This is a genomic window from Paenibacillus sp. Y930, from assembly GCF_056786375.1.
Genome location: NZ_JBXCIX010000008.1, coordinates 1 through 26,300, shown reverse-complemented (window position 1 = coordinate 26,300; position 26,300 = coordinate 1). Strand labels below are relative to the sequence as shown.

The 26,300-nt window shown below is 39.5% G+C and carries 22 protein-coding genes and 1 pseudogene; 13 read left to right on the top strand and 10 right to left on the bottom strand.

Translation table 11 applies throughout. The features are described 5' to 3' along the window. The first annotated feature begins 207 nt into the window (after positions 1–207). Complete coding sequence (locus AC1TO5_RS18660; protein WP_482064355.1) at positions 208–1,980, top strand: glycerophosphodiester phosphodiesterase family protein; 1,773 nt, start codon at positions 208–210, stop codon at positions 1,978–1,980. A gap of 188 nt (positions 1,981–2,168) precedes the next feature. On the opposite strand, the gene AC1TO5_RS18655 is transcribed toward AC1TO5_RS18660, so the two are convergent. From AC1TO5_RS18655 to AC1TO5_RS18635, 5 genes are all read right to left on the bottom strand, one after another. Beyond that, the gene (locus tag AC1TO5_RS18655) at positions 2,169–3,056 is read right to left on the bottom strand and encodes a glycine betaine ABC transporter substrate-binding protein (protein ID WP_482064354.1); all 888 of its coding nucleotides are present in this window, start codon (positions 3,054–3,056) and stop codon (positions 2,169–2,171) included. Between the two features lie 2 nt (positions 3,057–3,058). Continuing rightward, the gene (locus tag AC1TO5_RS18650; protein ID WP_482064353.1) at positions 3,059–3,727 is read right to left on the bottom strand and encodes an ABC transporter permease; all 669 of its coding nucleotides are present in this window, start codon (positions 3,725–3,727) and stop codon (positions 3,059–3,061) included. After that, entirely contained in the window at positions 3,724–4,854 is a 1,131-nt protein-coding gene (locus AC1TO5_RS18645; protein ID WP_482064352.1) for a betaine/proline/choline family ABC transporter ATP-binding protein, read from the bottom strand. The genes AC1TO5_RS18650 and AC1TO5_RS18645 overlap by 4 nt, the downstream gene beginning before the upstream one ends. A 404-nt stretch (positions 4,855–5,258) precedes the next feature. Further along, positions 5,259–6,035 (bottom strand): DUF817 domain-containing protein, encoded by a 777-nt coding sequence (locus tag AC1TO5_RS18640; RefSeq protein ID WP_482064351.1) that lies wholly within the window; start codon positions 6,033–6,035, stop codon positions 5,259–5,261. A 247-nt stretch (positions 6,036–6,282) separates the two neighbouring features. Beyond that, positions 6,283–7,740, bottom strand: a complete 1,458-nt coding sequence (locus AC1TO5_RS18635) for a SpoVR family protein (RefSeq protein ID WP_482064350.1) — start codon at positions 7,738–7,740, stop codon at positions 6,283–6,285. A gap of 199 nt (positions 7,741–7,939) precedes the next feature. On the opposite strand from AC1TO5_RS18635, the gene AC1TO5_RS18630 reads away from it, so the two are divergent. After that, positions 7,940–8,206: a YfhJ family protein gene (locus AC1TO5_RS18630; protein WP_482064349.1), complete on the top strand. Its 267-nt coding sequence runs from the start codon at positions 7,940–7,942 to the stop codon at positions 8,204–8,206. Between the two features lie 140 nt (positions 8,207–8,346). Here the strand turns inward: AC1TO5_RS18630 and AC1TO5_RS18625 are convergent, their stop codons facing one another. Further along, on the bottom strand, positions 8,347–11,700 hold the full coding sequence (locus AC1TO5_RS18625) for a choice-of-anchor I family protein (protein ID WP_482064348.1): 3,354 nt from the start codon (positions 11,698–11,700) through the stop codon (positions 8,347–8,349). A gap of 255 nt (positions 11,701–11,955) precedes the next feature. On the opposite strand from AC1TO5_RS18625, the gene AC1TO5_RS18620 reads away from it, so the two are divergent. From AC1TO5_RS18620 to AC1TO5_RS18590, 7 genes are all read left to right on the top strand, one after another. Next, positions 11,956–12,300, top strand: a complete 345-nt coding sequence (locus AC1TO5_RS18620) for a hypothetical protein (protein WP_482064347.1) — start codon at positions 11,956–11,958, stop codon at positions 12,298–12,300. A gap of 226 nt (positions 12,301–12,526) precedes the next feature. Further along, entirely contained in the window at positions 12,527–13,027 is a 501-nt protein-coding gene (locus AC1TO5_RS18615) for a DUF4183 domain-containing protein (RefSeq protein WP_482064346.1), read from the top strand. Between the two features lie 90 nt (positions 13,028–13,117). Continuing rightward, positions 13,118–13,501, top strand: a complete 384-nt coding sequence (locus tag AC1TO5_RS18610) for a DUF4183 domain-containing protein (protein WP_482064345.1) — start codon at positions 13,118–13,120, stop codon at positions 13,499–13,501. A 364-nt stretch (positions 13,502–13,865) separates the two neighbouring features. Beyond that, positions 13,866–14,228: a hypothetical protein gene (locus tag AC1TO5_RS18605; RefSeq protein WP_482064344.1), complete on the top strand. Its 363-nt coding sequence runs from the start codon at positions 13,866–13,868 to the stop codon at positions 14,226–14,228. A gap of 81 nt (positions 14,229–14,309) precedes the next feature. Further along, the gene (locus tag AC1TO5_RS18600) at positions 14,310–15,962 is read left to right on the top strand and encodes an MGH1-like glycoside hydrolase domain-containing protein (protein ID WP_482064343.1); all 1,653 of its coding nucleotides are present in this window, start codon (positions 14,310–14,312) and stop codon (positions 15,960–15,962) included. Between the two features lie 65 nt (positions 15,963–16,027). Beyond that, positions 16,028–16,885 carry a glycoside hydrolase family 43 protein gene (locus AC1TO5_RS18595; protein ID WP_482064342.1) on the top strand — a complete coding sequence of 286 codons (858 nt, stop codon included), beginning with the start codon at positions 16,028–16,030 and terminating at the stop codon, positions 16,883–16,885. A 118-nt stretch (positions 16,886–17,003) separates the two neighbouring features. Then, a complete protein-coding gene (locus AC1TO5_RS18590) occupies positions 17,004–17,594 on the top strand; it encodes a hypothetical protein (RefSeq protein WP_482064341.1) in 591 nt (196 codons plus the stop codon). Between the two features lie 110 nt (positions 17,595–17,704). On the opposite strand, the gene AC1TO5_RS18585 is transcribed toward AC1TO5_RS18590, so the two are convergent. Continuing rightward, a complete protein-coding gene (locus AC1TO5_RS18585; RefSeq protein ID WP_482064340.1) occupies positions 17,705–18,550 on the bottom strand; it encodes a helix-turn-helix domain-containing protein in 846 nt (281 codons plus the stop codon). Between the two features lie 137 nt (positions 18,551–18,687). Here AC1TO5_RS18585 and AC1TO5_RS18580 point away from each other — a divergent pair, with 137 nt between their 5' ends. Beyond that, positions 18,688–19,497 carry a phytanoyl-CoA dioxygenase family protein gene (locus tag AC1TO5_RS18580; protein ID WP_482064339.1) on the top strand — a complete coding sequence of 270 codons (810 nt, stop codon included), beginning with the start codon at positions 18,688–18,690 and terminating at the stop codon, positions 19,495–19,497. A gap of 79 nt (positions 19,498–19,576) precedes the next feature. Here the strand turns inward: AC1TO5_RS18580 and AC1TO5_RS18575 are convergent, their stop codons facing one another. Both AC1TO5_RS18575 and AC1TO5_RS18570 read right to left on the bottom strand, forming a co-directional pair. Continuing rightward, on the bottom strand, positions 19,577–19,813 hold the full coding sequence (locus AC1TO5_RS18575) for a DUF6953 family protein (protein ID WP_482064338.1): 237 nt from the start codon (positions 19,811–19,813) through the stop codon (positions 19,577–19,579). A gap of 24 nt (positions 19,814–19,837) precedes the next feature. Beyond that, positions 19,838–20,071: pseudogene (locus AC1TO5_RS18570) on the bottom strand (urea transporter); the annotation flags it as partial. A gap of 145 nt (positions 20,072–20,216) precedes the next feature. On the opposite strand from AC1TO5_RS18570, the gene AC1TO5_RS18565 reads away from it, so the two are divergent. The 3 genes from AC1TO5_RS18565 (at position 20,217) to AC1TO5_RS18555 (ending at position 24,891) form a co-directional block, all read left to right on the top strand. After that, a complete protein-coding gene (locus AC1TO5_RS18565; protein ID WP_482064337.1) occupies positions 20,217–21,122 on the top strand; it encodes an ArsR/SmtB family transcription factor in 906 nt (301 codons plus the stop codon). Positions 21,123–21,205: 83 nt separating this feature from the next. Beyond that, a complete protein-coding gene (locus AC1TO5_RS18560) occupies positions 21,206–22,987 on the top strand; it encodes an ABC transporter ATP-binding protein (RefSeq protein ID WP_482064336.1) in 1,782 nt (593 codons plus the stop codon). Beyond that, positions 22,945–24,891: an ABC transporter ATP-binding protein gene (locus AC1TO5_RS18555; RefSeq protein ID WP_482064335.1), complete on the top strand. Its 1,947-nt coding sequence runs from the start codon at positions 22,945–22,947 to the stop codon at positions 24,889–24,891. The genes AC1TO5_RS18560 and AC1TO5_RS18555 overlap by 43 nt, the downstream gene beginning before the upstream one ends. Before the next feature lie 92 nt (positions 24,892–24,983). Here the strand turns inward: AC1TO5_RS18555 and glsA are convergent, their stop codons facing one another. After that, complete coding sequence (glsA, locus tag AC1TO5_RS18550) at positions 24,984–25,940, bottom strand: glutaminase A (RefSeq protein WP_482064334.1); 957 nt, start codon at positions 25,938–25,940, stop codon at positions 24,984–24,986. Positions 25,941–26,300 lie beyond the last annotated feature (360 nt).

Below are 26,300 nucleotides of genomic sequence, written 5' to 3'. Positions count from 1 at the left end.
CTGATGGACGCTGAACGATCTAGACAAATTTTGCGCGACTTTTCAGGTCTAGGAATTCGGTTTAGCATGGATACTTGTACAATTCTGACTACTAATCATGCTCTGAATTAGCAGGAACGACCATTACTGGGCAGTCTGCTAGATGCATCATAGCAGATAAGAGCGTATAATAAGACTATAACAATTTTGATGAATAGGGTGAATAGTATGCTTAGGATGATAAGTAAAAGTATTCGTGATTTTCGGAGAACGTATCCCAAGCTACTAATTTTCGAATATATATATATGCTGCTTACGAGCTTCATCGTCATTCCAATTATTGCTTTTATTTTCAATCGGATATTAAAGGTTGTTGGTTCGGGCTCGTTGCTGAACGACGAGGTCTACTTGCTCGGACTTACCTTTGAAGGTGTTTTTGGACTAATTATTATAGGGCTGGTCGCGTCCTTTGCGCTATTTATTGAACTATGTGTACTCATTATATTGGTTCAGCAACGCTACTTTGGTAAAGATATAGCGATTTTAGATGCATTGCTAACTACATTGCGCCAGACACCAAGGCTATTAGGCTTCGGTATTTTTCAGTTATTTATAATATTACTTGTCCTTATTCCATTTATTAATTCGCCATTATCGGCATCGTTTTATAAATTATTTAACGTTTCTATATTTCTGCAAAACCAAGTGTTGGATATTTCTTATACGATGATTTTTGTGTATGTATTAATACTTATCGCTGCATTATACATGGTGCTGCGTGGAATCTTTGTGCTACATTTTATCGTATTAGAAGGCTGCAAGATTGTCGAGGCCATTCGTAATAGCTTGGCATTGACACGAGGGAAGCGTTTACAGATTTTTCTGTGGCTATTTTTAATTAATAGTTTAGTGCTGGGCACAGGCTTTGTCGTCATTTCTTCACTTTCTTACTTACCGTCATGGCTAGATATTAATGTGCTTAAAATATTCACGAATCATTATTCTTTGACGTTATCGACGATATTGACGTATATGTTTGCATTGCTGCTTATGCCGGTTAATATTATTTTTCTAACGAGGTTATTCTACTATTTTGGTCGTCAGAAGGGGATGAAGCTACGGAATACGCTAACGATATTTCTAAGTCGGTTTGGAAATTTCGAGCGTCGTATTACAGCTTATTTGCAGAAAAGAGAACGGACGCGGACGTTGTATGCAACGACAGCCGTTATTTATATAGGACTAGCAATATTCGTTGGATTTAAGGCGAATGATAGCCTTGTTTATGCGAAATGGAATGTGCTTATATCAGCACATCGGGGCGATGTAGAAAGCGCACCAGAAAATTCGCTTCCGTCGATTGTGGCAGCTATTGAGAAAGGGATCCAATCGGTGGAGCTGGACGTCCAATTGACAAAGGACGGAGTGGTTGTCTTACATCATGATTACAATTTGGAACGGCTCGCTGGAGTATCGGCAAGAGTATCCGATCTTACTTATGAAGAGCTTAGTAGGCTCACGATTGGGATCGATGTGAACAAGGAACCGGTTCATATTGCGATGCTAAGTGAAGCGTTAAAGGAAGCGCAAGATCAGATTAAGCTATTAATCGATCTAAAGCCATATGGAGCAGGCGATGAGCTTGCGCGGGAAGTTGTCAAGCTTGTGAAAACGTTCGAGATGGAGGAAGACGTTTATATTCAGTCATTTGACAGTTATACACTGCACCAAATTCGCGAAAGTGCACCAGAGATTAAGATTGGTCAAATTCTTTATTTTGCGCTCGGTGACTTATCGGCATTAGATATTGATTTCTATACGATTGAGCAGACGATGCTAACGAAGGAGCTCGTAAAGCGCGCACATGCCTCTGGACGGGAAATATGGGTGTGGACAGTGAATAGTAAACAGAATATGAAGGAAGTATTGAAGTTCGACGTCGATGGCATCATTACCGATCACCCGGTGCTTGCCCAGTCGATGGTGGAGATTGATTTGTAGATATGTATGTTTGTAGAATGATGTAGAAGCTGTTATTTGTGAAATTTAGGGTCGAAAGGCATTCTAGTGGATATAGGAGTCGTCAATAGTGAAAAAGCTAATCCTTAAAGGCGCCTAAGCACCTTTAAGGATTAGCTTTCATATTGTAGCTTTTACTCTGCAGCTTATAATTTCATACCTTTTAAAAGTTAGTCAATTAAGCCTACTTCCTTTAAATATTCCTTCGCAACATCATCTGCTCGCATAGCATCATTATCTACTTTTGCATTCAATATTTGCATGGCTTCTTCATCGATTTGATTTTCTAGCAGTGCCAGCACTTCATTGAGTTCGGGGTATTTTTCCAATGCATCTTTTCTAATAATCGGAAGAGCGTGGTATGGTGGAAAGTAAGACTTATCATCTTCAAGTACTCTCAGATCATATATTTGAAGCTGTCCATCCGTTGAGTATGAATTAATGACATCCACATCTCCTGATTGGAACGAACGGTACATCATGCCGTGATCCATTCCTTTAACTTCCTTGAATTCAATTCCGTATTCCTCCTGAAAACCTGGGAATCCATCGGGACGATCCAAAAACTCAAACACAGCACCAAATGTAAACGTATCTGAAATACTGACGAAATCACTGAACGTCTTTATATTATGCTCTTCAGCAACGGACTCAGCTATAGCTAATGTGTAAGTGTTATTAAAGCCAAACGCGTTAAATGCGGTTAAACCATCTTGATCAATCAATCTTTTGGTACTCTCTAATGTTTCCTCTGCAGTCCCGGTAGGCTCTTGATAGTAGTTAGCGACGATTGTGCCAGAATAATCAGGAATCAATTGAATCTCATCCTTGAGAACAGCATTCCAAAGTACGTTGGAGCCTCCTAAATTATCTTTATTAATGACTTTAATGTCCGTTTTGGCTGAAATTAACTGTCCCATAATGTTCGCAAGTATGATGCTTTCAGTATTATTTCTTGAACCGACAGTTAGTGACCTTTCATCTCCACTCGAACATGCAGCAAGCGTAACAACAAGTACAATGGATATCATTAAAGTAATAATCCTATAATTTTTCAATTTTATTTTTCCCCCTTAATTTTCAAACCTCGCGGTGTTGTCCAACGTTCAAGAGCACTAAGTAAAATCTCTAGTATAATTGCTAAAATAGCAGCAGGTATTGCTCCGAGTAGTACAAGAGCATCTAATCCCCGCGTAATCCCTAGAAATATAAAGTCACCTAATCCTCCAGAGCCGATAAAAGCAGCAAGCGTAGCCGTACCGACATTAATGACAGCAGCGGTACGAATACCTGCCATGATCACTGAAAGAGACAATGGCAATTCTACTCTGAATAGAACCTGTCTACTCGTAAGCCCCATACCTTTAGCTGCCTCAATTGTGGATTTATCCACGTCTTTAATTCCTGTATATGTGTTACGAATAATCGGCAGCAATGAATATAAAAACAATGCAGCGATTGCCGTTTTAATTCCAATTCCAAATATCGGGATCATAAACCCTAGCATTGCCAAGCTTGGAATCGTCTGAAGCATACCAGCTCCACCCAAGACTAAAGTTGCTAATTTAGGAACACGTGTGACGAGTATACCTAAGGGAATCCCAACGCATATAGCAAGTACCATAGATATTAGTACAAGCTCTATATGTGTAAACGTAGCAGCAATCAAATCTTGCCAACGCATTTCAAATTGCTGAACAAGCTGTGCCCATAGTGATAAATCTCTCATGATTGACCCTCCATTTCTATCCATTGACTAGATAATGCGGAGAGTAGTGTTCCTCTTGTAACAACGCCTATTACTTTGTTCTTATCATTAACGACGGTAACAATTCCCAATTTTGCCTCCGACATGGCGATGATCGCATCTTTAGCACTTGCTGAATCGGTCAAATAAGGCTCTGGAGAAACCATAATTTCCTCAACCGTTTTAATATGACCAATTTGCGCCATAAGATCATTAGCCGATATGATTCCCATAAGTACATCATCATCATCTGCAACGATTAATGTGTTCGTGCGATGTTGTCGCATATGAGCAAGGGCTCTCTCTGGTGAACGATTAGGAAGCGTTTTCGTAACCTTATCTGCGATCACATCAGTAATCGGCATAAGCTCCGGATTTTGGATCATCCGATGCTTCCCAATGAATTCCTCTACAAACCCATAAGCGGGTTCGTGTAATATTTTCTCAGGTGTATCTAACTGAAGTAAATCTCCGTCTCTCATGATCGCGATTCGATCGCCCAATTTCAGAGCTTCATCCATATCATGCGTAACAAAAATAATTGTTTTTTGAAGCTTCTTCTGTAAAGAAAGTAATTCTTGCTGAAGCTGATCTCTTGTGATTGGATCTAGTGCACCAAACGGTTCATCCATTAGAATGATATCTGGGTCAGCAGCAAGTGCCCTTGCTACACCTACACGCTGTTGTTGTCCTCCAGAGAGCTCTGAAGGATAGCGATTGGCGTAAATTTCTGGGGCAAGTCCTACCATTTTTAGTAAAGTGTTTACTCTCTCATTAATTTTGTCCTTACTCCACCCTTTTAGCTCGGGAACAATTGCGATGTTTTTGGCAATCGTATAATGCGGAAATAGTCCAATCTGTTGAATGACATAACCGATATTACGACGAAGCTCTGCCTTATTTAGCTTCGTAATATCCTTTCCATCGATAGAGATACTTCCACTCGTATGAGGAACCAATCGATTAATCATTTTCATCGTTGTTGACTTTCCACAGCCACTTGGCCCGATGAGTACAAGAATTTCCCCCTTAGGAATTTCAAAGCTGATGGACTTCACCGCTTCAAATCCATCAGTGTAAACTTTACTTACATTGTCAAACTTAAGCATGTAATCCTCCTAAAAACTTTTTTGTTACTTCTTTGAATATGCTCCTCAACAAACAACAAAGTTCACTGCGAAAGCATAAGCTAATTATTTCTCGTGAAAATAAAAAAACCATTCTTCGTATTCACCTCTGTTGAAACCAATTAAACAATAGGTCCAATACTAGGTGTCTGAAAAATGATTATATTTATAATTATACATATTAATGTTTAAATTTGCAAAGAGCTAATAGAGATACATACTGTCATATACACCATCCATCCATGCTGTTAGCAAGGAAATCACCTGTATAGCTAGAGTTCCTGCCTTATCCCTCTGTATCCTCTCATTTGATACGAAATGAGGGATTGTATTATTATGCAAAAAGAGATCTTAGCAGAATGCCTCTTAAGCATAAAAAAGCTCATCTATGAGTTTGGTGCTATACGACTAGCTTTTACATGCTTAAGCTGGGCAACGATAATGACACTAATAATTACAAGTAGGAACCACGAGCTAATTTTACTAAAACTAACGATTTGCCACGTTTCGTGCTGATCAGGATATTTCCAAGCACCTAAAAAGGTGGCTAGATTTTCAGCTAACCAAATAAAGAAGCCTACAATGACAAATGCGACGGTTAAAGGCATTCGATAAGTCGTTCCTTGTACATTATAGATAATCCATGTTTTCCAGAAAACGATAAATACAAGTGCAGTTAACCACCAACGAAAATCGGGAATGAAATGATGCGTGAAGAAGTTAAAATAGATCGCCCCACCAAGCAGCGTCGCAGACGTAAGACCTGGCCAGCCAGTCATATCCATTCGCAGTCTACGCCATATCTGACACATAAAACTAGCAACACTAGCATACATGAATCCGCTGTAGAGTGGGACACCAAATATTTTCGAATATCCAGGCTCGGGGTACGACCAGGACCCCATCGATACTTTATATAACTCTAGTGCTAACCCAATAATGTGAAAAACACAGATGACTTTGATCTCATCGAGCGTCTCTAACCCACTACGGTACATCAGGTATTGAACAAGTAGCAATACAATGAGAATAGCATCATAACGATGAAGGAAAGGTATCGGTATTACGCTAGACAAAGCTAAAGTTCCAAATATGGCAACAGGAAAGATACAGCTCATCGCCTGATGATAGCCGAAATGAAGTAGTTGGATGATTGGTTTCAATTCGTTACTCACCTTCTAATGTTCATATTATAGTTAGTTTAGATTTATGAATAATATAGTTTCTAGCTAACTAAATAACGAAACAGAGACTGAAAATGTTACAAACCCGCCAGAGTGGCGAGAGATTCTCGCTACTCTGGAGGTTTCTTCAAATTATAAGGGTTTTATACACATTTAAATACTATACAGTAGCTAATTAAACAAGCGTAACGATTAATGGATCATCGTTACGCTTGTTTTCATTACCTTACAAAAATTTTCTAGTCGTCTTTCCATTGACGCAACTAAACACCATCATCTTACTTTCAACCATCGTTTGTAGATGAACGTTTCTACCCCACAAGCTTTGCACATGCGGCAGCGTACGCTCTACATACTTCAAATCAAGCTCATTGCCCTCGTATTGATGCTCGAGATAAAGCTCGCCATTACTGTTATAATCACCGTCGACGACATGCAAGCTTGGGAATCCACCGTTAACCTTCGAGAATACTAGCTGATCACGAATATGCTCCCAAGACTTATCTGTGATTTTCCACTCGGGCCCTTTTTTCTCGAAAATGTATAGATCGAGCTCATCGACTAAATTCTTCGTTAAGTAATTACGCAAGAACGATTGATCGGAGTCCAGCTCTCGCACCTCGAAAATCTTCTCGCGCCCCTTGCCTGGTGTGCGCCCGAAGCGACGCTGCTCTTCTTCAGTCGGATTATCCCAACGTTTTTCTATGTCCTCAAATATTTTCAAACCTAAGTAATAAGGATTAAGAGTGTTCTTAGATGGAATAACGACAGATGAATTTAGCTTAGCAAATTCAATTGTTTCTTCACTTGTGAGATCCATCTCGCGAATGATGCGTTGATGCCAATAGGAAGCCCAGCCTTCGTTCATGATTTTCGTCTCAATCTGTGGCCAAAAGTATAGCATCTCATCGCGCAGCATCGTTAATATATCGCGCTGCCAATCGTCTAAAATTGGCGAATATTCCTCGATGAACCAGATCAAGTCCTTTTCAGCGCGAGGAGGGAACCGCTTCGCATCCTGTAGTGCAGTTTCGCGTTTCGCTTGATCTCTTGCTTTCGCTTCTACATCCAAATCCCATAGTTCCTGATACGGTGAGGAGTAAGGGGTAGTTAGTGCACTCTGCTTTTCTTGCTCCTTCATCGCCATTTCAATATAGCGTTTTTTGTCTAGCTGGTATGGCTTAATAATAGTTGGATCAACATGCTCTTGAATGGCGAGTATTGAGTCGATAAATTTCTCGACAGTATCCACGCCATAAATTTTCTCGTATTGATGAATCCGATCAGCTGTTGCAGACATACTCTCGACCATATCACGATTGGTTACACTGAACCGAATATTGTTTTTGAAAAAATCACAGTGGGCAAGGACGTGAGCGACGATTAATTTATTTTGAATTAGAGAATTTCCGTCAAGCAGAAAGGCATAGCAGGGATTGGAGTTAATGACGAGCTCATAGATTTTACTTAGTCCAAAATCATATTGTGTCTTCATTTTGTGAAAGGATTTTCCGAAGCTCCAATGATTGAAGCGGGTTGGCATACCATAAGCACCGAAGGTATAAATTATATCTGCTGGACAAACTTCATATCTCATCTCATAGAAGTCTAACCCAAATCCTTTGGCGACCTCTGTAATTTCTGCAATAGCACGTTCAAGCTGCTTCATATCATCTGACGTCATGTACGCTCCTCCTTGAAACTACCGAATGAATAACTACTTATAGTTAGTGTATGAGTTAGCCCGGAGAGATATGAGATTGAGCAGTAAAGTTTGGAAGGATACATAAGAACTAATTGCAGATTGATGACAGTATTGGTATGATGATATCCTATATGAATGGCGATAAACTTGAACATTATTCGAAGGAGATTATTATATTATGCTGGACAATATAAAGCGATTAACAGAACTATTAACGGAGAAAAATCCAGAGCTACCAGAGGATAAAGCAATGCTATGGGTAGAGCTATTATGGAGTGATTATGAAGCAACCTCTGCCAAAGCTGGTTACAAATTTCAAGGAGCAGACTACACTGAGAATCTTGTACGCCAGTTAATTACTAGCTATGGAGATAAGTTACATCTATTTATCGCGAAAAATGCGAAGTATGCAGATTTGTTAAGTGATCCAATAAAAGGTGAATAGAATTGAGAGGTTACTAGGAACTGGAAACATGTATCAACAGATAAACATTAAAGATTTACAGAATAAATAAAGCCTCCCCGGCTGCAATCAACATCATAAATATGATGAATGAGAGCTGACCGAGAAGGCTTTTTCTTAATTTATTTAGCTGGAACGATAAGCTCTTGTCCTGGATAGATTAGGTTAGCATTTTTCAGTTTATTCAATTTTTGCAGCTCCTGCCAAGTCGTGTTGTAGCGTTTGGCAATTTTAGTTAAGTTATCGTTTGTTTGAACGATATAAGTATCAACGGTAGTATTAGTTACTTGATTGTCTTGCGGTTTAGAAGGTTCTTTTGTTCCAGTATTATTGCTCTCAGTTGAGCTAGTCTGACCTGATGTAGAATTCTTCTCCGCAATAATACGACCTTCTGTTACTGTATTAATGTTTCCAAGCTTTTGAATGTAAGAGATTAGCGCTTCATCTAAAGCTGCAGCGTTATTAATAATTTTATTATCAACGAACATCGAGTACTGATCTCCACCTGCTGCGATAAAGTCATTTGTTGCAAGCAGATAGGTTTGATCTAGTTTAAGTGCTGCATCGTTAAGTTTCACGCTATGCACTCGCTGTCCCGCTTCCTTCGTATCATCAATTTTATACGAAACGCCACCTACATGTGCAAAGGCGCCATGAGCGGATGGATAGCCAGTTGCACCAACTTCAAGTGCTGCTAATAGCTCTGCACCTGTTACCTCGATCGTCACGATATAGTTGCCGAAAGGAAGGACGGTAATGACTTCACCTTTGGTAATCTCACCAGCATCAATCGAAGCGCGAATGCCGCCACCATTCGTTAAGGAAACATCAGCTCCCGTTACATCAAGCATTGCATCTGCAATTAGATTACCAAGGTTAGATTCTCCTGTACGGACAACCTCGCGTTCACCTTCTAATTTGACAGAGGATTGACCGATCACTTGATCGAGAAGAGCCTTTTGACCATTTGAGGTTTTTTCAATAAGTTTTTCTACCTCTTTGTTAGCAGCCATAGTTGCAGCATCTTGAGCAGTAATAAATTGAGAGGTTTTATCTACAATTTTACCATCCTCGAGAACAAGCGTTACGATACCAACTTGTTCAGCGTACTCGCCGTCTTGTACAAGTAATGTGTCATTAATAACGCGCGAGACAACCTGATGGCTATGTCCATCAACGAATAGATCGATACCGTCCACCTGCGTTAAAATATAATCGGAGCGGTTTTCATCAAGGGTAGAGCCATCTGTTCCCAAATGAGCAACTGCAATAATAATATCTGTTTTACCCTCTAATGTAGCAACCATTTCCTTAGAAGCTTGCACGGGTGAGATAAAACTTAATCCTTCCACATTATTAGGATGAGTTTTGTATAACGTCTCTGGTGTTGCTAATCCGAAAATTCCTACTTTTAGATTATTAATTTCTTTTATGACGTAAGGTTCAAGCACATAAGAGCCATCGGCATTTTTCACATTTGCAGCTAGAATCGGATAATCAGCAGACTCAGTAAGTTCAACTAGACGATCGAAACCATAATTGTAGTCGTGATTCCCACTGGTCATAGCTGTATAGCCAATTTCATTCATAATATCAATAATGCTGGAGCCTTCCACTAGAGTGGAGTAGGTTTGCCCATGAAGGGTATCACCACCATCAAGTACAATAGTATTTGGATTTAGTTTGCGATAAGCGTCTACAATCGCCGCAACCTTCGCATATCCCATTCCACCATCCTCATAAACGCGGGAGTGAATATCATTGGTATGAATGACTTGAATACGTGTTTGCTCTGATGGAGTAAGCTCATATACCGCAATCGTACCACTGACTTCATGTGCGACAATGAGTAAAGCTTGACCTGTTGGGCTATTCTCTGCAGCTACAAAGCTCATCCCTTCAGGTGCTAAATCTCCCTCGGCTGCTTCACCAGATGCAGCAAAATTACGAGATGAGAAAAACATATCGAATAATGGCTCTTCTGGATTAGCAAGATCATAAGCCATAATGCCACTCATACGTTCTAAACCAACGAAGGCATAAGTTTTATCGCCAACTTTACCAGTAATAATCGATTCTGGTTCAACACCTTTATCATCGGAGCGGGAATCAGTCTTATTTTCTGTACTATCCGTATTAAATGAGTTCGGAACGGCTAGCTTCGTAATACGCTCAAAGGAATCCGCACTATCATACACAAGCTCGATCGTATCTGCATCCCATACAGAGAAGGAGCGTGTACCATACGCATAGAGCGCTTCGTATTGACCAGCCTCATTAATACCTAGAGACGTCGATGTTTTTAAGCGACCAAGTGCGTCATCTTCCGTTAAAGTAGGAAGAAGAGCATCTAACTCTGCTTGTGTATAGCCAGCATAGTTATCAGCTTTCAAAGCTAATTTATCAGCAAGGTCAGCTATTCTAACCTCTTCTGAGTAACCCGCGTAATCCCTTGAATCGCCTTCATTTGCTGTTAATAAGTAGGTTTTACCGTTTGCGTTATAAAGACTAATAGCATCTGGCATAAATGTTCCAAGCACTGGCCAGTTTTTGAGTTCGGTTGTATTATCCTTATCGGAAGCATCAAGTGCTTGACCAGCAGTGGAATAGTCAACATGACCGAGGCTTTTCACAGAGGTAATTGTTTTTGAAGCTATATCTAATGTAGCGATAGCGTTATTTTCTTGAAGTGTTATGTAAGCTTTCGAGCTATCCTCAGCTACAGTAATATATTCTGGTTCTGCGTCCAGTGCAAAGCTAACACCGGGCTTGCCGATACGAATTCCATTTGCATTTACATTGTCAAAGCCGACTGTTGTTACAGAATCGGAGGAAAGGGATTGAGGTCCATTTTGAATATCGATGATGCTAATTCCACCGGCAGGGTCGATCGTATAATCGTCATTAGGCTCACCTTCATTGGCAACTAGAACATATTTACCATCAGGAGTAAAGGTCACCATATCTGGAAGAGCACCAACCTGAACATGAGATATATATTCGCCATTCGTATCTAAGAAGAGAATATAGCCGTTGTCTGTTTTTGGCTCAGCAGGTGCTGAAATTGCGATATAGTTGCTATTGGGACTAATAGCTACACTAGTTAGATCATTTAAGTTTAGCTTTTCGCTAGCAATGTCCTCCAAAGCTACACGTTTCGTAAGGCTCAAATTTTTGAAGTCACTATCTTTAGTTAATGTAGAAAGACTAATAATATCTAGTGCTTTTTCTGCCCCATTCACGGAAAATAATTTCTTGCCTAGTTTGTCATATGCGACAATTTCAGTGCCGCCCTCATCTAGCCCAGCACCACTTGTATAGCGTGCGATCAGTTCAGGTTGTAGGCTTCCTTGCCCAGCATAGCTAGTTAAGCCTGATACAACATTTGTGCTGGCCGCTTGGATGGATGGAGTAAGCTGTGGAATAACGAGGCTCGCAGATAAAGCAGTTACAAGAAAAGTCCGTTTGAAATTCATTTAAATCCTCCTTAAAATTTTTCATTGATTTAAAGCGGGAATTCTCGAAAATGAAAAGGTGCATCGAAAGCATAAGCTAGTGTGGACTAGATATGATAGCAATTGTAACTAATAAATGTCATGTAACCATTAACACAATATGAATTTCTTGTAAACTGATAGAGTAGGCTAGTCTAATATTACAATTTCCGAGTGGAACCAAAGTTATCCAGAATGAAGGATTATATATTACAACTTTATGCGGAGATAGAGTATGTGGGTCAACAATCAGAAATAACGATTACTCATGCTGCTTCACCGATAGGAATTAGTCTACATGAGCAGAATAGCAATATAGGTTTTGGTTATGTTATGGACCAACCGTTACTTAGTACGCTCTTAAAGCACGGAACTGTTTTTCAACAGAAGTACAAATTTTCAGGTTTTTCTCTCGGTGATTCCACTGAAGAGTATATGGAGCTCTATAATCAATTAGCTGCTGGTCATTACCCAAAAGGGGAATATGTCATTACTGCGTGGGCGAAGTTTACTGACATCACAAGTGATCACAAGGAAGAGTATGAGATGAAAGTGTCTACTAGCTTTAAGGTAGTAGAATAATGATGCGCAAATAAATTCAAAACATAAATAGGCTGCTGCTCCGAATGCTAAGTATTCCCCTTAGCTAACTGAAAGTACGATCATCAAATGTTTGAATCCAGTATAGGAAAATTTATAAAGATAGCCTTTTATTTAATATGTGATTATATTACGGCGATTGTCCAATACATCGACTACTAATTGATCATAAACTATTCTATGAATCTTTATCGGCGAGGTGGTCAGAATGAGTCAAATTGTTATAAACATATATTACAAACAAAAATGTAAAACAAGATGTCGCTGTTGGAAGCATCGAAAAAAAGGATGTACAGAGAAGAGAGAGCACAGACATATAAGAAGCTGTAAGAAAAAACTAGCATACAGAGTTATATGCAAGGTTAAAAGGAGAAAAGCAAGATGCCCCAAAAGAAATCTTAAAATTAGTATAAGACCCATTGTCAAAAGATACTTTTTTGTTGCACCTCAGGATATGAATTTATTAGAAGGATTAGTTATTCTATCGCATCAGTTTGTAGATGACAGTGGTGAACCTATTAACAAGTTTTCTAACTTCGGCAAAGAAGGATATTTTAATTTACATGTTAACGGTGTTTTGCAGGAGGGGAAAATGTATCACATAAATACAAATGCGGTCGAATTTATGGCAACGGAGCAAACAATAGTAAGTGGGACTCCTATTATTTTAGAATTAGTTGGATTTACTGCGAAGCTAAACTATAAATAGGTGAAAAGCGAGAAGATTTGCCCTATCACTTTACAATAACTCGAATAGTATAATGCTAGAAACACATTATTTTGAGAGGAGGTTTTGTATATGGCATTACAACTTATGAAGCTAGCAATTACAGCAACGACAACAATAGCAACAGATCCAAACTTAGAAAAGTTTTTCTATGTAACAACTAGTGAAATTGCTGCGGGAACGACATTAACAATCGACACTGCTGATTTTTTTGATGATTCTGGTGCAGTCGCAACAGAACTCCCTGTTTTAGCAACAGATAATAGTATGTTTAATGTATATATTAACGGTGTGCTACAAATGCAAAATATTTCGACTTATGTTCCGGGTGCTACAACTGTTGGATCACTTGAAATTACTGTACCTGCAGGTGTAGATTCTATTATTATTGGTTCACCTATTGTGTTGGAAGTCGTAAACTTTACTCCATCTTCTACTACAACGGTTACATCTTAATTGAGTAATCTATGCTGTTTTAGCACGCTAATCATTGTATATTCCGTTATTTAACTTAATGTATCATCATTTCACTTTCACAAAAAGCATTCGGTACATTACCGTTGGTAGTGTATTGAATGCTTTTTGTATACATAGATCGTTGAAAAATCCATTATAAATGCAAAGAACATAGACAAAGTGAACCTATTAACAAGTTTCTCAACAACATTACCAAATCACCTGCACCTGTTTGCAAGCGCTTTACTATATGGTAACGTAAAGTATAAGACTTATATAGATATAAGGAGAACGTAACTATGAGATCATTAAAATTCAAACTAATGATAACCTTTATTTTCTTATCGTTGTTTCTTTTAGCGTAATGGCACTTATCCTATTCAATTCATCCAAAACAATTATTACCTTCTTTATTAATGATCCTGAAGCAGCACTTATTCTAGGTAATAACCGCGGTGTACCTGTAACAGCAGCGAATCGTAATGTACTTCAAGAAAAAGCAAGTGATGTAGAGAAAGTCATCTACGATTATACATCTCGTGTATCGGAAGCAACCAAGACAGAGCCATTCAACATAAGCTACAATCTTCCTGGAAATGCGGAATTTGAGAAAATGGGCAAAACAGCTATCCAAGAAATTGGCTTTGGACGTAAAACAGTAGTAGAGGCAGTTGAAAGCATCTATACTAATGCACAGCAAATCATTGCAAACAATATTACACAATAACTTAAAAATACGGATAAATACCAAGAAAAGCAACAGCTATGATGCTTTTCTTGGTGTCATTTAAACATTGGAGGGAAAAGCATGCATGAGTTACGGAAGCAGCTTCAAGCAATAGATATTACATCACAAAATGATGTCGTTCATGAGGAAAAGGATAAGTCATTACTTGAACAATGGAAGCAAGGGAGCGATGTTTTTTTCACAGCACAATCAAGCAAGCTAACTAGCGTATATGAACATGCTGTCACTAGTTTGCTTGCTTGTATTAAGCCAACGCTTACAGAAAAGCCGATTCTGCATGAGGGAGGCATCTACTATGGGTGCTGGCTTGAAAGCACAGGAACAATTAACAATGAACTACTTTCTAGGTTTTTACCTGAGGTAGCTGAAGAGACCTACTTAGGGTTTGCAACCTTCCAAAGAGAAGATGGCATGCTTCCGTACAAAATTACTAAGGAGGGTCCAAGCTATAGACAAATTCAGCTTGTTACTCCTCTTGCTCGCTGTGTATGGCATCATTATCAGTTGAATGAAACTTCAGAAGGTTTCCTATCAACGATGTATGATGCAATGGTTAAGTACGACGATTGGTTAATGACCTATCGGAACACTAGACAAACAGGATGTATCGAAGCGTTTAGCGCCTTCGATACTGGGCATGATTTATCTCCAAGATTTTGGCATGTAGCGGATACACCGCATCAGAACGATGCTACGAAATGTAATCCACATTCACCAATTCTTCCGTTTTTGGCGCCTGATCTTACAGCGAATGTTTATTGTCAGCGTAAGTACTTAGCAAAAATAGCGGAAGAGCTAGGGATGAATGAAGAAGCAGCTGCATGGAAAGTGAAGGCTGAGCAGACAAGACAAGCATTATTCACGCATTGCTATGATGCTGTAGATGATTTCTTCTATGATGTTGATCGACAAGGTCAATTTGTGCGAGTGCAATCCGATGTATTGTTGCGCGTGCTAGCATGTGAAGTAGCTGATGATGAGATGTTTGCGAGAATGCTAAGTAAGTATTTGCTAAATACTCGAAAATTTTTTGCGAAGTATCCTTTCCCTGCAATAGCATTAGATGATCCAAGATTTGATCAGCAAATTAGCTATAATAGCTGGGCAGGTCCGAGTAATTTTTTGGCTATTATTCGAGCAGCACATGCATTTGAATATCATAAGCGTTATGTAGAGCAACTATGGACCATTCAGCCTATTGTTGCGGCGATGACAAGAATGAACAAGTTTGCGCAAACGATAAGCCCATGGACTGGAGCGGAAGGATTCACTGAAATATATTCTCCAGCAATATTGTGTGTACTTGATTTTGTTGAAAGACTATCGGGAATTTTACCGACTAATGAGCACACGATATGGTTTACAGGAGTACTGCCATATGATGCGGATCATGGCGAGACTATTACTGGAAATCTCGTATATCGACGTAGTGTGAAAGGTCATCGCTATGAGTTCGTCAATCAAGAGGGAACTTGTGAAATATGGCGAGATGAAAAGCAAATCGTAACTTTCCCATCAGGGCTACGCGCAGTCCTTAATGTAGAAGGAGAAATTGTTAGTTTGATTGGGATGCAATATGGCACAATCTCTGGAGAAGTAGTTGTCCGAGATCGTAAGTATAATGTTGCTGTTAGTGGCAATGAGGAATGGATATTGGTCGATGAACAATGGCAATGTGTCCATCAGTCAGGCGTAGTTACACCAACCTATTAATAGTTTCAGTTAGCTTGGATGGTATAGATAAAATAAATAGAAGTGAATCGAAAGGAGAGTTCCGCATGAAGCTTTCAGATATTCAAATTCGTGATCCGTTTATTGTGCCGCGACCTCAGGAGCAAAAGTATTATATGTACGGTTCAACAGATAAAAATATATGGCAGGATGGAAATGGCTTTGAAATGTACGTTAGTGAAAACTTAGTAGATTGGGAGGGTCCATTTGAAGTTTTCCGCAATTACGAAGGGTTTTTCTCAGATAAAAATTTCTGGGCGCCTGAAGTATATGAATATAATGGTGCTTTCTATATGTTCGCGACATTCCGAAGACGTGACAATGATTTGTTAGGTACAGCAGTGCTTAAGAGTGATTCTCTATATGGTCCCTTCGAGCTCCATAGTGACGGCGTCGTAACTCCACACGAATGGTACTGCCTCGATGGTTCCTTATATGTAGATGACCATGGAATTCCTTGGATGGTGTTTTGTCATGAATGGCAGCAAGTAGGGGATGGAGAGGTTTGTATCATTCAATTAAGCCATGATTTAAGCAAAGCTGTATCGGAGCCACAACTTCTTTTTAGAGCATCTGAAGCTAAATGGCCAACCTCCTTTAAGCATGAACGTGTACAGTTTGCACAAAATTATGTGACGGATGGTCCTTATCTATTCAACAATGAAGCGGGAGAGCTATGTATGATATGGGCGAGCTTTATCGATCAAAAATATGCTCAAGGATTAGCAAAGTCCCTATCAGGTAAAGTAACAGGTCCATGGACACATCAACCAGAGCCTATCTACTCCGAGGATGGTGGTCACGGTATGATCTTCCAAACATTCGAGGGTGTAACGATGCTTGCTTTGCATGGACCTAATAAAACGCCTAATGAGCGAGCAAAATTCATACCTATTTCATTGTAAGAGGTAGTTCAAAAAGCCGCTTTTTGAACATGTACTGTAAGATAAATTTCAGCAACTTATATTGAACGTCCTTCGTCTAATTAATTAACTAAGTTAAAAAGAGAGGGGCGTTACTTGTATGAAAAAGCTTGTTATTATAGTTATTTTCTCGTTATTGCTTACAGCTTGCGGTGAAACTGGGCAGCAGAATACAACCAATCCAGCTGCATCGTCAGTGCTCACTAAGGATGAGCTAGTACTTGAGAAAAAAGTGACCGAAGGCGATTTTGAACTCGCAATTTATACGGAAAAAACGCAGTATGCAGTAAATGAGCTCATCGATGTCTATGCGGAGCTCACTTATGTTGGAGAGCTAGAGGAAGTAGAGATTGGGCACTCGATGTACCCTGTAGGATTCGGTATAATGGAGCATACGAGAGATCTTGATATTGAAGGGGCAATGGCGGAACCGTATGTCGTAACTCTCTTAAAGCGTAACGAGCCTATCCAATATCAATACTCCTTTAGTGGTGGTTATTCTTCAGACGAAGATGCTGACTATATCGCTTTTGTTGATGATCTGCATGATAATCAGTTTCCACAAGGCGAGTATACGATATCTGCTGGTGCGAGTTTTAGAATACATGGACAGGAATTAGAACCTCCATATGATTTCTATGGTTTCAATACGTCAATATCGTTCATAGTTAGTTCTGATGAGGTGCAGTAAATGAGTGAATCTACTGTAAGATTCTTGAAGCAATACACATGGAATTTTCTCATAGTAACACCTTCAACTCACAACATGTGGATTGAAGGTGTTTTTCATAGCATCCGTTGTCAATGGGAATCAAACGGAAGCAGAGGGATTTTTTGCTTTTTCAAAATTTTGGTGTTTTGTATAAAATCTCTTGGACTAACGCCATGCGCTTTACGGAAGAGGGAGGCAAAGTGGTTGTAGTTGTTAAATCCAACTTCAAGTGATGCTTCTGTAGCGGTTCTACCCATATGCTCGATCAAAAGAGAAGCTTGCTTGAGGCGCATCTGATTAAGATATTCCAATATAGATATTCCCATTTCTTGCTTGAACAAATGTGATAGTCGCGAAGGGGATAAGTTAACTGCAGCAGCCAAATGATCAATTCTGACCTGCTCCTTCATTGAGTGAGAAAGCAGCTGAAGAGTGTGCTCAATTCTTGAATCGAGCTGTTTCGTCAGTCGCTGAGCGATTAATAGAATGATTTCTCGCAAGGAATTTTCACAAAGTGTGTTCCATAAACTAAAACGATTTCGCGAATCGTGAAGCAGATTCAAAAAAATATGATAGATTCTCTCTCGTAAGTAGCCGTCGGGCAAAGTATGAATAAGTACTTCATGGGTGGGTAAATAATCGATTTCCGATAGTTTGGGAAAGTGTGCCCAAATGAAATTCCAATGCTGGCCTTGTACAGTACCGTACTCATGAGGAACTTCGGCTCGAAGCAGGGAAATTTCTCCAACGCTACAGCGCTTTTCTCCAGCAGGTGTACGAAAGTAGCCCTCGCCACTTACGGTATAGACGATGAGCCAATCGGATCTACCATATTGCCTACGTGTGCAATACGTATCGGTCTCATCAAAGTGACCACTAATGATCGTTGAATAAGGCAGCTCGTTATTGGTAGTCGGACGGTTTTTAATAGACATGGGCACTCCCCTTCCTGAAATCGACGATAGCAGAATCCCGATACTTTTCAGCAGTAATCTTACTTCCTCTAACATACGAAAAAGTGTAATCTAATGTCAAGAAGCTAGCAAAAGTGATAGAGGAGCTGTGATCGATAATGAATCGACAATTGATGAGATTGACGGAAGAGGAAATCACTAGTTTTGAAAGCGAAGGCTATTTGATTGTAAAAGGATTATTTTCAAAGGACGATCTACAAGAGATTGAGCATACATTCGAGGAAATAAGTCATACAACTGTTGCTGGATATTTTGAACCGGTTCTTGATGAAACTGAGAAAGATCCATTGAAGCGATATCCTCGGGTAATGCATCCGCACCGTTATAACGAAACTGCAAAGAGATACATGCTGCATAAGCCAGTCCTGCAAGTATTAGCAGATCTCTATGGGGAAGAAGCATTTGCAGCCCAAAGTATGTTCTACTATAAGCCTCCCGGTTCGCGGGGACAGGCGCTTCATCAAGATAATTTCTATTTGCAGGTAGAGCCAGGTAACTGTATTGCGGCATGGACGGCAATTGATGCTGCGACTGAAGAAAATGGCGGGTTATTGGTGGTACCGAAGACCGGGGATTATGAGCTATCATGTCCGGAACTGGCTGACGCAAGTGAATCATTTACTACCCATTATATTAAGCCACCGAAGGAGCAGAAGGCGATTCCAGCAATTATGGATAAAGGCGATGTGTTGTTCTTTAATGGAAATCTGATCCACGGTTCGTATCGTAATAAGACGAAGGATCAATTTCGCCGAGCATTTATATGCCACTATGCGAATTCATCGGCTACTCATATCAACGATCATTATCGCCCGCTGTTCAGAGGAGATGGTACTGAAGTTGATTTAGAGGTTAATGCTGATGGCGGTCCATGTGGCGTGGAGATTGATATAACTTACCCACATTAGTATTGATTCTAATGATATGACTTCCAATAAAAAAACCTTCAATCCATAAATATGGATGAAGGTTTTTTCCTAGGATCTCTTATGTCCAAGCCCAAAAGAATCCATCGCGATCCCAAGCTGCGCGTCCGCCATGCATTTTCTTGAATAGCTTCTTAACTGCTTTATCAATCGATTGATTTCCATTTTCATTAATATACAAATATTGTTCTCCGTAGTTTTCGGCAATATAAGTCACCGCTATTTCTTGATGCAACGTGCCTACTTCTTTAACCTCATGTAACATCCATTCTGCTATTTCTTGAACTTTAGTTTCCATCTTACTGACTCCAATCTATTGGAACTATATTTTTGGCATAATATTTCTTGCAGCGATAAACATCCACGTAACGAGAATGAACGGCATAGATAATGGTGAGATTCCATATGGTATGAACAAAGCGCCCAGTGCTGCTGTAATTGGAATGGTAATAATGGCGGCGATAATACCAGTAATAAGCTTACTATTCTTCGTGTGAAATACGGCGGATACTGCCAAAATAGTAAGAACAGCATTGTATCCATATAGTTTAGCATGAAATGAATAGTTCTTTCTATTAAATAATTAGGCTAATCACCACTATTGTAAAGTTTTATTTACAAGAAGCTACTCAAACGGTAACATGAACGATAGAACGTATATAAGCTATCAATGATCATTGAGTATTAGAAGGGTGAGTATAATGATTGAAGCGAATACCGATGCCAAATGGCTACCATTATATGAAGCACTTGCAAGCGAAGTTCGTCTAGAGATCATCAATCTATTAGCCAATCAATCGATGAATGTGAAGCAACTCGCGTCATCCTTGCAGCTTAGTAGTGCAATTATAACAATGCATGTGAAAAAGCTTGAGAAAGCTGGCTTAGTTACGACTCAGATGATCCGTAAGGACGGCGGCACACATAAGATGTGTACATTGGCACATTCCAATATTACTATTGAACTACCTTCCATCGAACCAATTTCGACGCGCTACCATGAAGTACTTATTCCAATCGGACATTATACTGAATTTGAAGTACATCCAACTTGCGGCTTATCGACACCTGAGCGTGTTATCGGTCAATTTGATGATCCGCGTTACTTCTATACACCTGAACGGATGAACGCAGGAATTCTATGGTTCGGTCATGGCTATCTCGAATACAAATTACCTAACTATTTATTACAGAGTCAAAAGATAACAGCGATTGAGATTACATTAGAATTAGGCTCGGAAGCACCTGGCTATAATGAAAATTGGCCATCAGATATCTTCTTCCAAATTAATGGTACAGACATCGGTGTATGGACAAGTCCAGGTGACTATGGTGCTGAACGTGGAAGATTTTCACCTTCATGGTGGGGTGATCCCGTCAATCAATATGGCTTGCTGAAAGTGATCCGCGTGGATGAAGCCGGCACATGGGTAGATGGTCAGAAATTATCTCAAATTACGATTAATGAAATTGTCATTGATCGGCATGTATGGAGCCTCGCACTAGGTGTTCGAGAAGAGGCAGATCATGTCGGCGGATTAACATTGTTCGGTAAAGGCTTTGGCAATTATAGTCGAGACATTTCATTCAAAACCTTCTATGAATAAGAAGTGTTTTGTTCTCATATATCTCTACCTTAAGACATTTAGAAATATAATGAACGAATTCACTTCAGAGAGGAGTAACTACGATGCGTACATTTAGGAGCCATCTTCGTACCTATAAGTTTTTTGTTAGTATTGCTATTAGTATCATGCTAATTGAATTAATGATAGAAGTAATGCAGCCTTTTATGATGTCGAAAATAATTGATGATGGCATCATTGCTGGCAATATGAACGCTATGTTGCTGTGGGGTGGCATATTACTTGGAACGACACTGCTCGCATTTATCGTCGGAATTCTTAGTTCATTCTATTCTGCCCATGTTAGTCAAAATTTCGGGTTTGATCTGAGGCAGTCGCTCTATGAATGTGTACAAAAGATGAGCTTTCATACATTCGGTCATTTTCAAGAGGCTTCACTTATGACGAGAATGACCAATGACGTTACGCAGGTGCAAAATGCTGTATTTATGGGGATGCGCATTATGCTGCGAGCGCCATTACTTGTTATCGGTAGTATGTTGATGGCCTTTATTATTAATCCTTCCCTTGCAATATATTTACTCATTGCTTTTCCGATACTAGCTATATTTCTTGGCTGGGTTATGCAACGTAATAATAAACTGTTTCGATTGGTGCAGGATAAGCTCGATCATGTGAACCGTGTTATGCAGCAAAGCTTAATGAGTGTTCGCTTAATTCGTGTATTCGTGAGAATGGATCATGAAAATGAGCGTTTTGAGCAACAGAATAAGCAACTTAGAGATCGGACGATTGCAACGCTACGTCTAGCTGAGCTTACGATGCCGGTTGTGCTTATTGTTGTTAACGGTTGCATTTTACTAGTCATATGGGTAGCGCGCGAACAAATCGTTGCCGGAAAACTTGTTACTGTCGGTGACATCGTAGCTATTGTCAATTATGCGATGCGTATTGCTGGTGCATTATCGATGATTTCGATGATCGTTACTACTATTTCACGTGCTGCGGCTTCGATGAATCGGATTGATGAAGTGTTTCAAGTAGCTGAGAACGACAATAATCGTTCAGATGAAGATGATTTATATAAGCAACCGATTGAAACTATCGCAGGGTATATTAATTTTGCTAATGTGAATTTTTCATATCCACAATCTGAGCTTAAAACATTGCAAAATATTACTTTTGAAGTGAATGAAGGTGAGATGCTCGCCATTATGGGGTCTACAGGGTCGGGAAAATCTAGTTTACTACAATTGATTCCACGGTTGTATGAGGTGAATGATGGAATGATTACGGTAGATCATCAACAGATAACAGCGTATTCTTTCCACCAGCTTCGTTCTAATATTGGCTATGTACCGCAGGAAGTTCTACTTTTCACGGGAACAGTTACTGACAATATTAGATGGGGCAAACGAGATGCTACGATCGAGGAAGTTATTAATGCTGCAAAGATGGCGCAAATCCATGAGACAATTGTTAAATTACCACAAGGATACGATACACTTATCGGACAGAAGGGGGTTAATCTGTCTGGTGGGCAAAAGCAGAGAATGAGTATTGCTAGAGCACTAGTTCGCAAGCCGCAAATTTTATTATTAGATGATTGTACAAGTGCACTTGATGTCGAAACTGAAAATAAACTGCTCGCTGCCATTCGCCAGTTAAGCTGTACTGTATTTCTCGTCACACAGAAAATGAGCTCGACAGCGATGGCCGATCGGATTCTTATTATTGATGATGGGAAACTTATCGCGCAAGGGCAGCATGATGAATTATTAGCTCGCTCATCGCTGTATCAGAAGATCTATCAATCTCAATCGATAGATAGGAGGGATGACGCATGTCAGAACATCAGCTCAGCACAGTTGATAACTGGAAGATGAAGTTGAAATTATGGAAGCAACAATTAATGATTCCTTTTCAATATGAATCACCTTCCTCACTACTAGCAAGAGAAGAAGAACACCTTCCAGGTGCTAAAGTTACTAAGCTGAAAGGATTTGGATTAGGCGGCGCACCAGGTCGTGCACCTACAAAAGTGAGGAAACCAGATCAGATGGTCACAACATTACGCCGAATATGGGGTTATCTTGCTACTTATCGAGTGAAGTTAATTGCTGTATTGATCATGATTGTGCTTGCTACAGGATTCTCATTATTAGGAACTTTTCTAGTCGGTTATACGATTGATAATTACATCATAGATCGTCAGGATGGATTACTCTATATTCTCGTTATTATGGCGAGTGTATACGGGTTACAAGCACTGGTGAATTGGCTGCAAAATATATGGATGATTGAAATCTCACAACAAACGGTATATCGGATGCGTCTTGATCTATTCCATCAATTTCATCGGCTGCCGATTCCCTTTTTTGCTAAGCGCCAGCAAGGTGATCTAATGAGTCGTGCAACGAATGATATAGATAATATAAGTTCGTCTATGAATAGCTCATTTATTCAAATTTGTTCGAGTACACTGATGCTTGTTGGTATTACCATCGTTATGCTGCTCTTAAGTCCAATTCTTATGCTGCTGACGTTCTGTGTTATTCCGTTGATGATCTATGGAATGCGCTGGATATCGGGTAGAACAAGTCGTTTGTTCAGAGTGCAGCAACGTAATCTCGGTGCATTGAATGGATTTGTTGAAGAAACATTATCAGGACAAAAAATTATAAAGTCATTTTCGCAGGAGAATGTAGTGATTTCGCAATTTCAGGAGCGTAATGAAAAAATTCGATTATCAGGTTATTGGGCTCAAGTGATTTCTGGATTTATCCCTAAATTAATGAATGGTCTCAATTCGTTAAGCTTTGCGTTAATTGTGGGAGTAGGGGCATTATTAACGTTATGGACAGATACTATAACGGTAGGGATCATCATAATGTTTGCAGAGTATGCAAGACAATTCACAAGACCTCTGAACGATCTTGCTAATCAATGGAATACGCTATTATCAGCTATTGCTGGTGCAGAGCGTGTATTTCAAATCCTTGATGAGTCCAAAGAAAATATCGATGAGCAATCAGCTTCAGCTGTTGATGAGATAGATGGAAAAGTTACATTTGATAAGGTTAGCTTCGAATATGAAGCGGGTCGAAATACGATTTCTAATATTAGCTTTACTGTGCAACCAGGAGAAACCGTTGCATTTGTAGGTCCAACGGGAGCTGGAAAGACAACGCTAATCTCTTTACTTTCCAGATTTTATGAGCCAAGTAGTGGTGGCATACTTATTGATGGAAGGCCAATTACTAGTATGAAGCGTGAAAGTCTTCGTGCTCATATGGCATTTGTACTGCAAGAACCGTATTTATTTGAAGGGACGATACGGGACAATATTCGTTATGGTCGATTGGATGCTACTTCAGATCAAGTGATTGAGGCGGCTAAGCTTGCTAATGCCGATTCATTTATTATGAGATTGAAGGATGGTTATTCTACTAAGCTGAAATTAGGTGGAGCGGGAATAAGTCAGGGGCAGAAGCAATTGATAGCTATCGCAAGAGCGCTGATTGCTAATCCGTCTATTCTTGTACTTGATGAAGCAACGAGCAGTATTGATACGGTAACAGAAATTAAGATACAAGAAGCATTGGAACGATTAATGAAGGGGAGGACATCATTTGTTATTGCCCACCGATTGAATACGATTCGCCAAGCAAACAAAATTATTGTATTGCAGGATGGTCAACTGCAGCAACAAGGCTCACATGAAGAGCTGCTTCGCGAAGATGGTTTATATCGTAAGCTTGTACAGGGGCAGATCATATTGGAGGCATAGACAAATTTATAAATGATTGCATTGATTATTGTTGGTGAAAGAGAGAACGTCGAGTAAGTAGAAATAATTCTACTTACTCGACGTTTTTCTATTTAGAACATACTTAGATCGTAATGCGCAGACAACTTCCCTAACAGATCGACACCGGCAATGCTGTTGCCTTTACTATTAAGTGATGGCCCAATAACTCCTATACCAATTGAACCTTGAACTAAAGTAAGTATCCCGCCAGCTACCCCACTCTTAGCAGGAAGACCAACTTGAATTGCAAACTGACCTGAAGCATTATACATTCCACATGTCACCATAAATGATTTGGCTATTTGCACATAACGTTTTGGTACAATTTCTTCACCGGTAATCGGATCCATACCGTTATAAGCTAGAATTAATGCCATTCTTGACAGGTCTTTGCAAGTAACATCAATCGAGCAGTGGTGGAAGTATATATCAAGCACCTCATCTACGCTATGTTCAAGCACGCCATTATCTTTCAAGAAATAAGCCAAGGAGCGATTAAGATCGGCAGATTGTAATTCTGACTGATACACATTTTCATTATATTGTAGGGAGTTATTACAAGTTAATTTACGGAAAAATTGAAGTACACGTTCAAGCTTATGTTGCTGAGAATCGCCTTGAATAAGTGAAGAGATCGCAATAGCTCCAGCGTTAATTAATGGGTTGAATGGAATCCCAGGTTGAACGAGCTCAAGCTTTAACATGGAGTTGAAGCTATCTCCGGTGGGCTCCATCCCAACTTTATGAAACACAATCTCTTCACTGTTATCCATTAAGGCAAGCAATAAGGTGAATACTTTTGAAATACTTTGTAAAGTGAAAACTGTATTGATATCTCCGAAGCTAGCTTCATTGCCATGAGCATCAAGCATATGAATACCTAGGGCGTCTTTATTACCTTTTGCTAATTCAGGAATGTAGGAAGCTACTTTGCCTAATTGGCCTAATGATTTACTTGCTTTAACCCATTGAGGTAGATGCACATCAATATGAGGAAGCAAGTCTTGAAGTTTTGTTGAGTTTTCCATGGTTGATCTCCCTCTCTTTTTAAATGTAACCAAAGGAACTATGCATGATCTTATTATATGTAATTTTGTAGTTGCTAGTAATCAACATGGATACACTATTATAATAGAAGGAATAATAATAAATAAAAGTAATTATAAAAAAAGCTTGCAATCTATTAGGCTGCTATGGTATATTATTTCTTGTCGCCGCAAGAGATTGTGAGGCACACACGAAAACGAAATGCGAGTCACACTTACATAAGTAAATGAGAAACGCTTTGATATTTTCACATTGATCTTTGAAAACTGAACAACGAGTAAGAACTGCCATTAACAATTTCACCCCGTGAAATTCTTAATAACAAGCGAAACACGAAGATC

What these genes read in the sequence shown, in the direction of transcription:
- AC1TO5_RS18660 (WP_482064355.1), top strand. Translation starts at nt 208, where the DNA reads ATGCTTAGGATGATAAGTAAAAGTATTCGTGATTTTCGGAGAACGTAT.
- AC1TO5_RS18650 (WP_482064353.1), bottom strand. Translation starts at nt 3,727, where the DNA reads ATGAGAGATTTATCACTATGGGCACAGCTTGTTCAGCAATTTGAAATG.
- AC1TO5_RS18645 (WP_482064352.1), bottom strand. Translation starts at nt 4,854, where the DNA reads ATGCTTAAGTTTGACAATGTAAGTAAAGTTTACACTGATGGATTTGAA.
- AC1TO5_RS18635 (WP_482064350.1), bottom strand. Translation starts at nt 7,740, where the DNA reads ATGACGTCAGATGATATGAAGCAGCTTGAACGTGCTATTGCAGAAATT.
- AC1TO5_RS18630 (WP_482064349.1), top strand. Translation starts at nt 7,940, where the DNA reads ATGCTGGACAATATAAAGCGATTAACAGAACTATTAACGGAGAAAAAT.
- AC1TO5_RS18625 (WP_482064348.1), bottom strand. Translation starts at nt 11,700, where the DNA reads ATGAATTTCAAACGGACTTTTCTTGTAACTGCTTTATCTGCGAGCCTC.
- AC1TO5_RS18615 (WP_482064346.1), top strand. Translation starts at nt 12,527, where the DNA reads ATGAGTCAAATTGTTATAAACATATATTACAAACAAAAATGTAAAACA.
- AC1TO5_RS18610 (WP_482064345.1), top strand. Translation starts at nt 13,118, where the DNA reads ATGGCATTACAACTTATGAAGCTAGCAATTACAGCAACGACAACAATA.
- AC1TO5_RS18605 (WP_482064344.1), top strand. Translation starts at nt 13,866, where the DNA reads ATGGCACTTATCCTATTCAATTCATCCAAAACAATTATTACCTTCTTT.
- AC1TO5_RS18600 (WP_482064343.1), top strand. Translation starts at nt 14,310, where the DNA reads ATGCATGAGTTACGGAAGCAGCTTCAAGCAATAGATATTACATCACAA.
- AC1TO5_RS18595 (WP_482064342.1), top strand. Translation starts at nt 16,028, where the DNA reads ATGAAGCTTTCAGATATTCAAATTCGTGATCCGTTTATTGTGCCGCGA.
- AC1TO5_RS18590 (WP_482064341.1), top strand. Translation starts at nt 17,004, where the DNA reads ATGAAAAAGCTTGTTATTATAGTTATTTTCTCGTTATTGCTTACAGCT.
- AC1TO5_RS18585 (WP_482064340.1), bottom strand. Translation starts at nt 18,550, where the DNA reads ATGTCTATTAAAAACCGTCCGACTACCAATAACGAGCTGCCTTATTCA.
- AC1TO5_RS18580 (WP_482064339.1), top strand. Translation starts at nt 18,688, where the DNA reads ATGAATCGACAATTGATGAGATTGACGGAAGAGGAAATCACTAGTTTT.
- AC1TO5_RS18575 (WP_482064338.1), bottom strand. Translation starts at nt 19,813, where the DNA reads ATGGAAACTAAAGTTCAAGAAATAGCAGAATGGATGTTACATGAGGTT.
- AC1TO5_RS18565 (WP_482064337.1), top strand. Translation starts at nt 20,217, where the DNA reads ATGATTGAAGCGAATACCGATGCCAAATGGCTACCATTATATGAAGCA.
- AC1TO5_RS18560 (WP_482064336.1), top strand. Translation starts at nt 21,206, where the DNA reads ATGCGTACATTTAGGAGCCATCTTCGTACCTATAAGTTTTTTGTTAGT.
- AC1TO5_RS18555 (WP_482064335.1), top strand. Translation starts at nt 22,945, where the DNA reads ATGTCAGAACATCAGCTCAGCACAGTTGATAACTGGAAGATGAAGTTG.
- glsA (WP_482064334.1), bottom strand. Translation starts at nt 25,940, where the DNA reads ATGGAAAACTCAACAAAACTTCAAGACTTGCTTCCTCATATTGATGTG.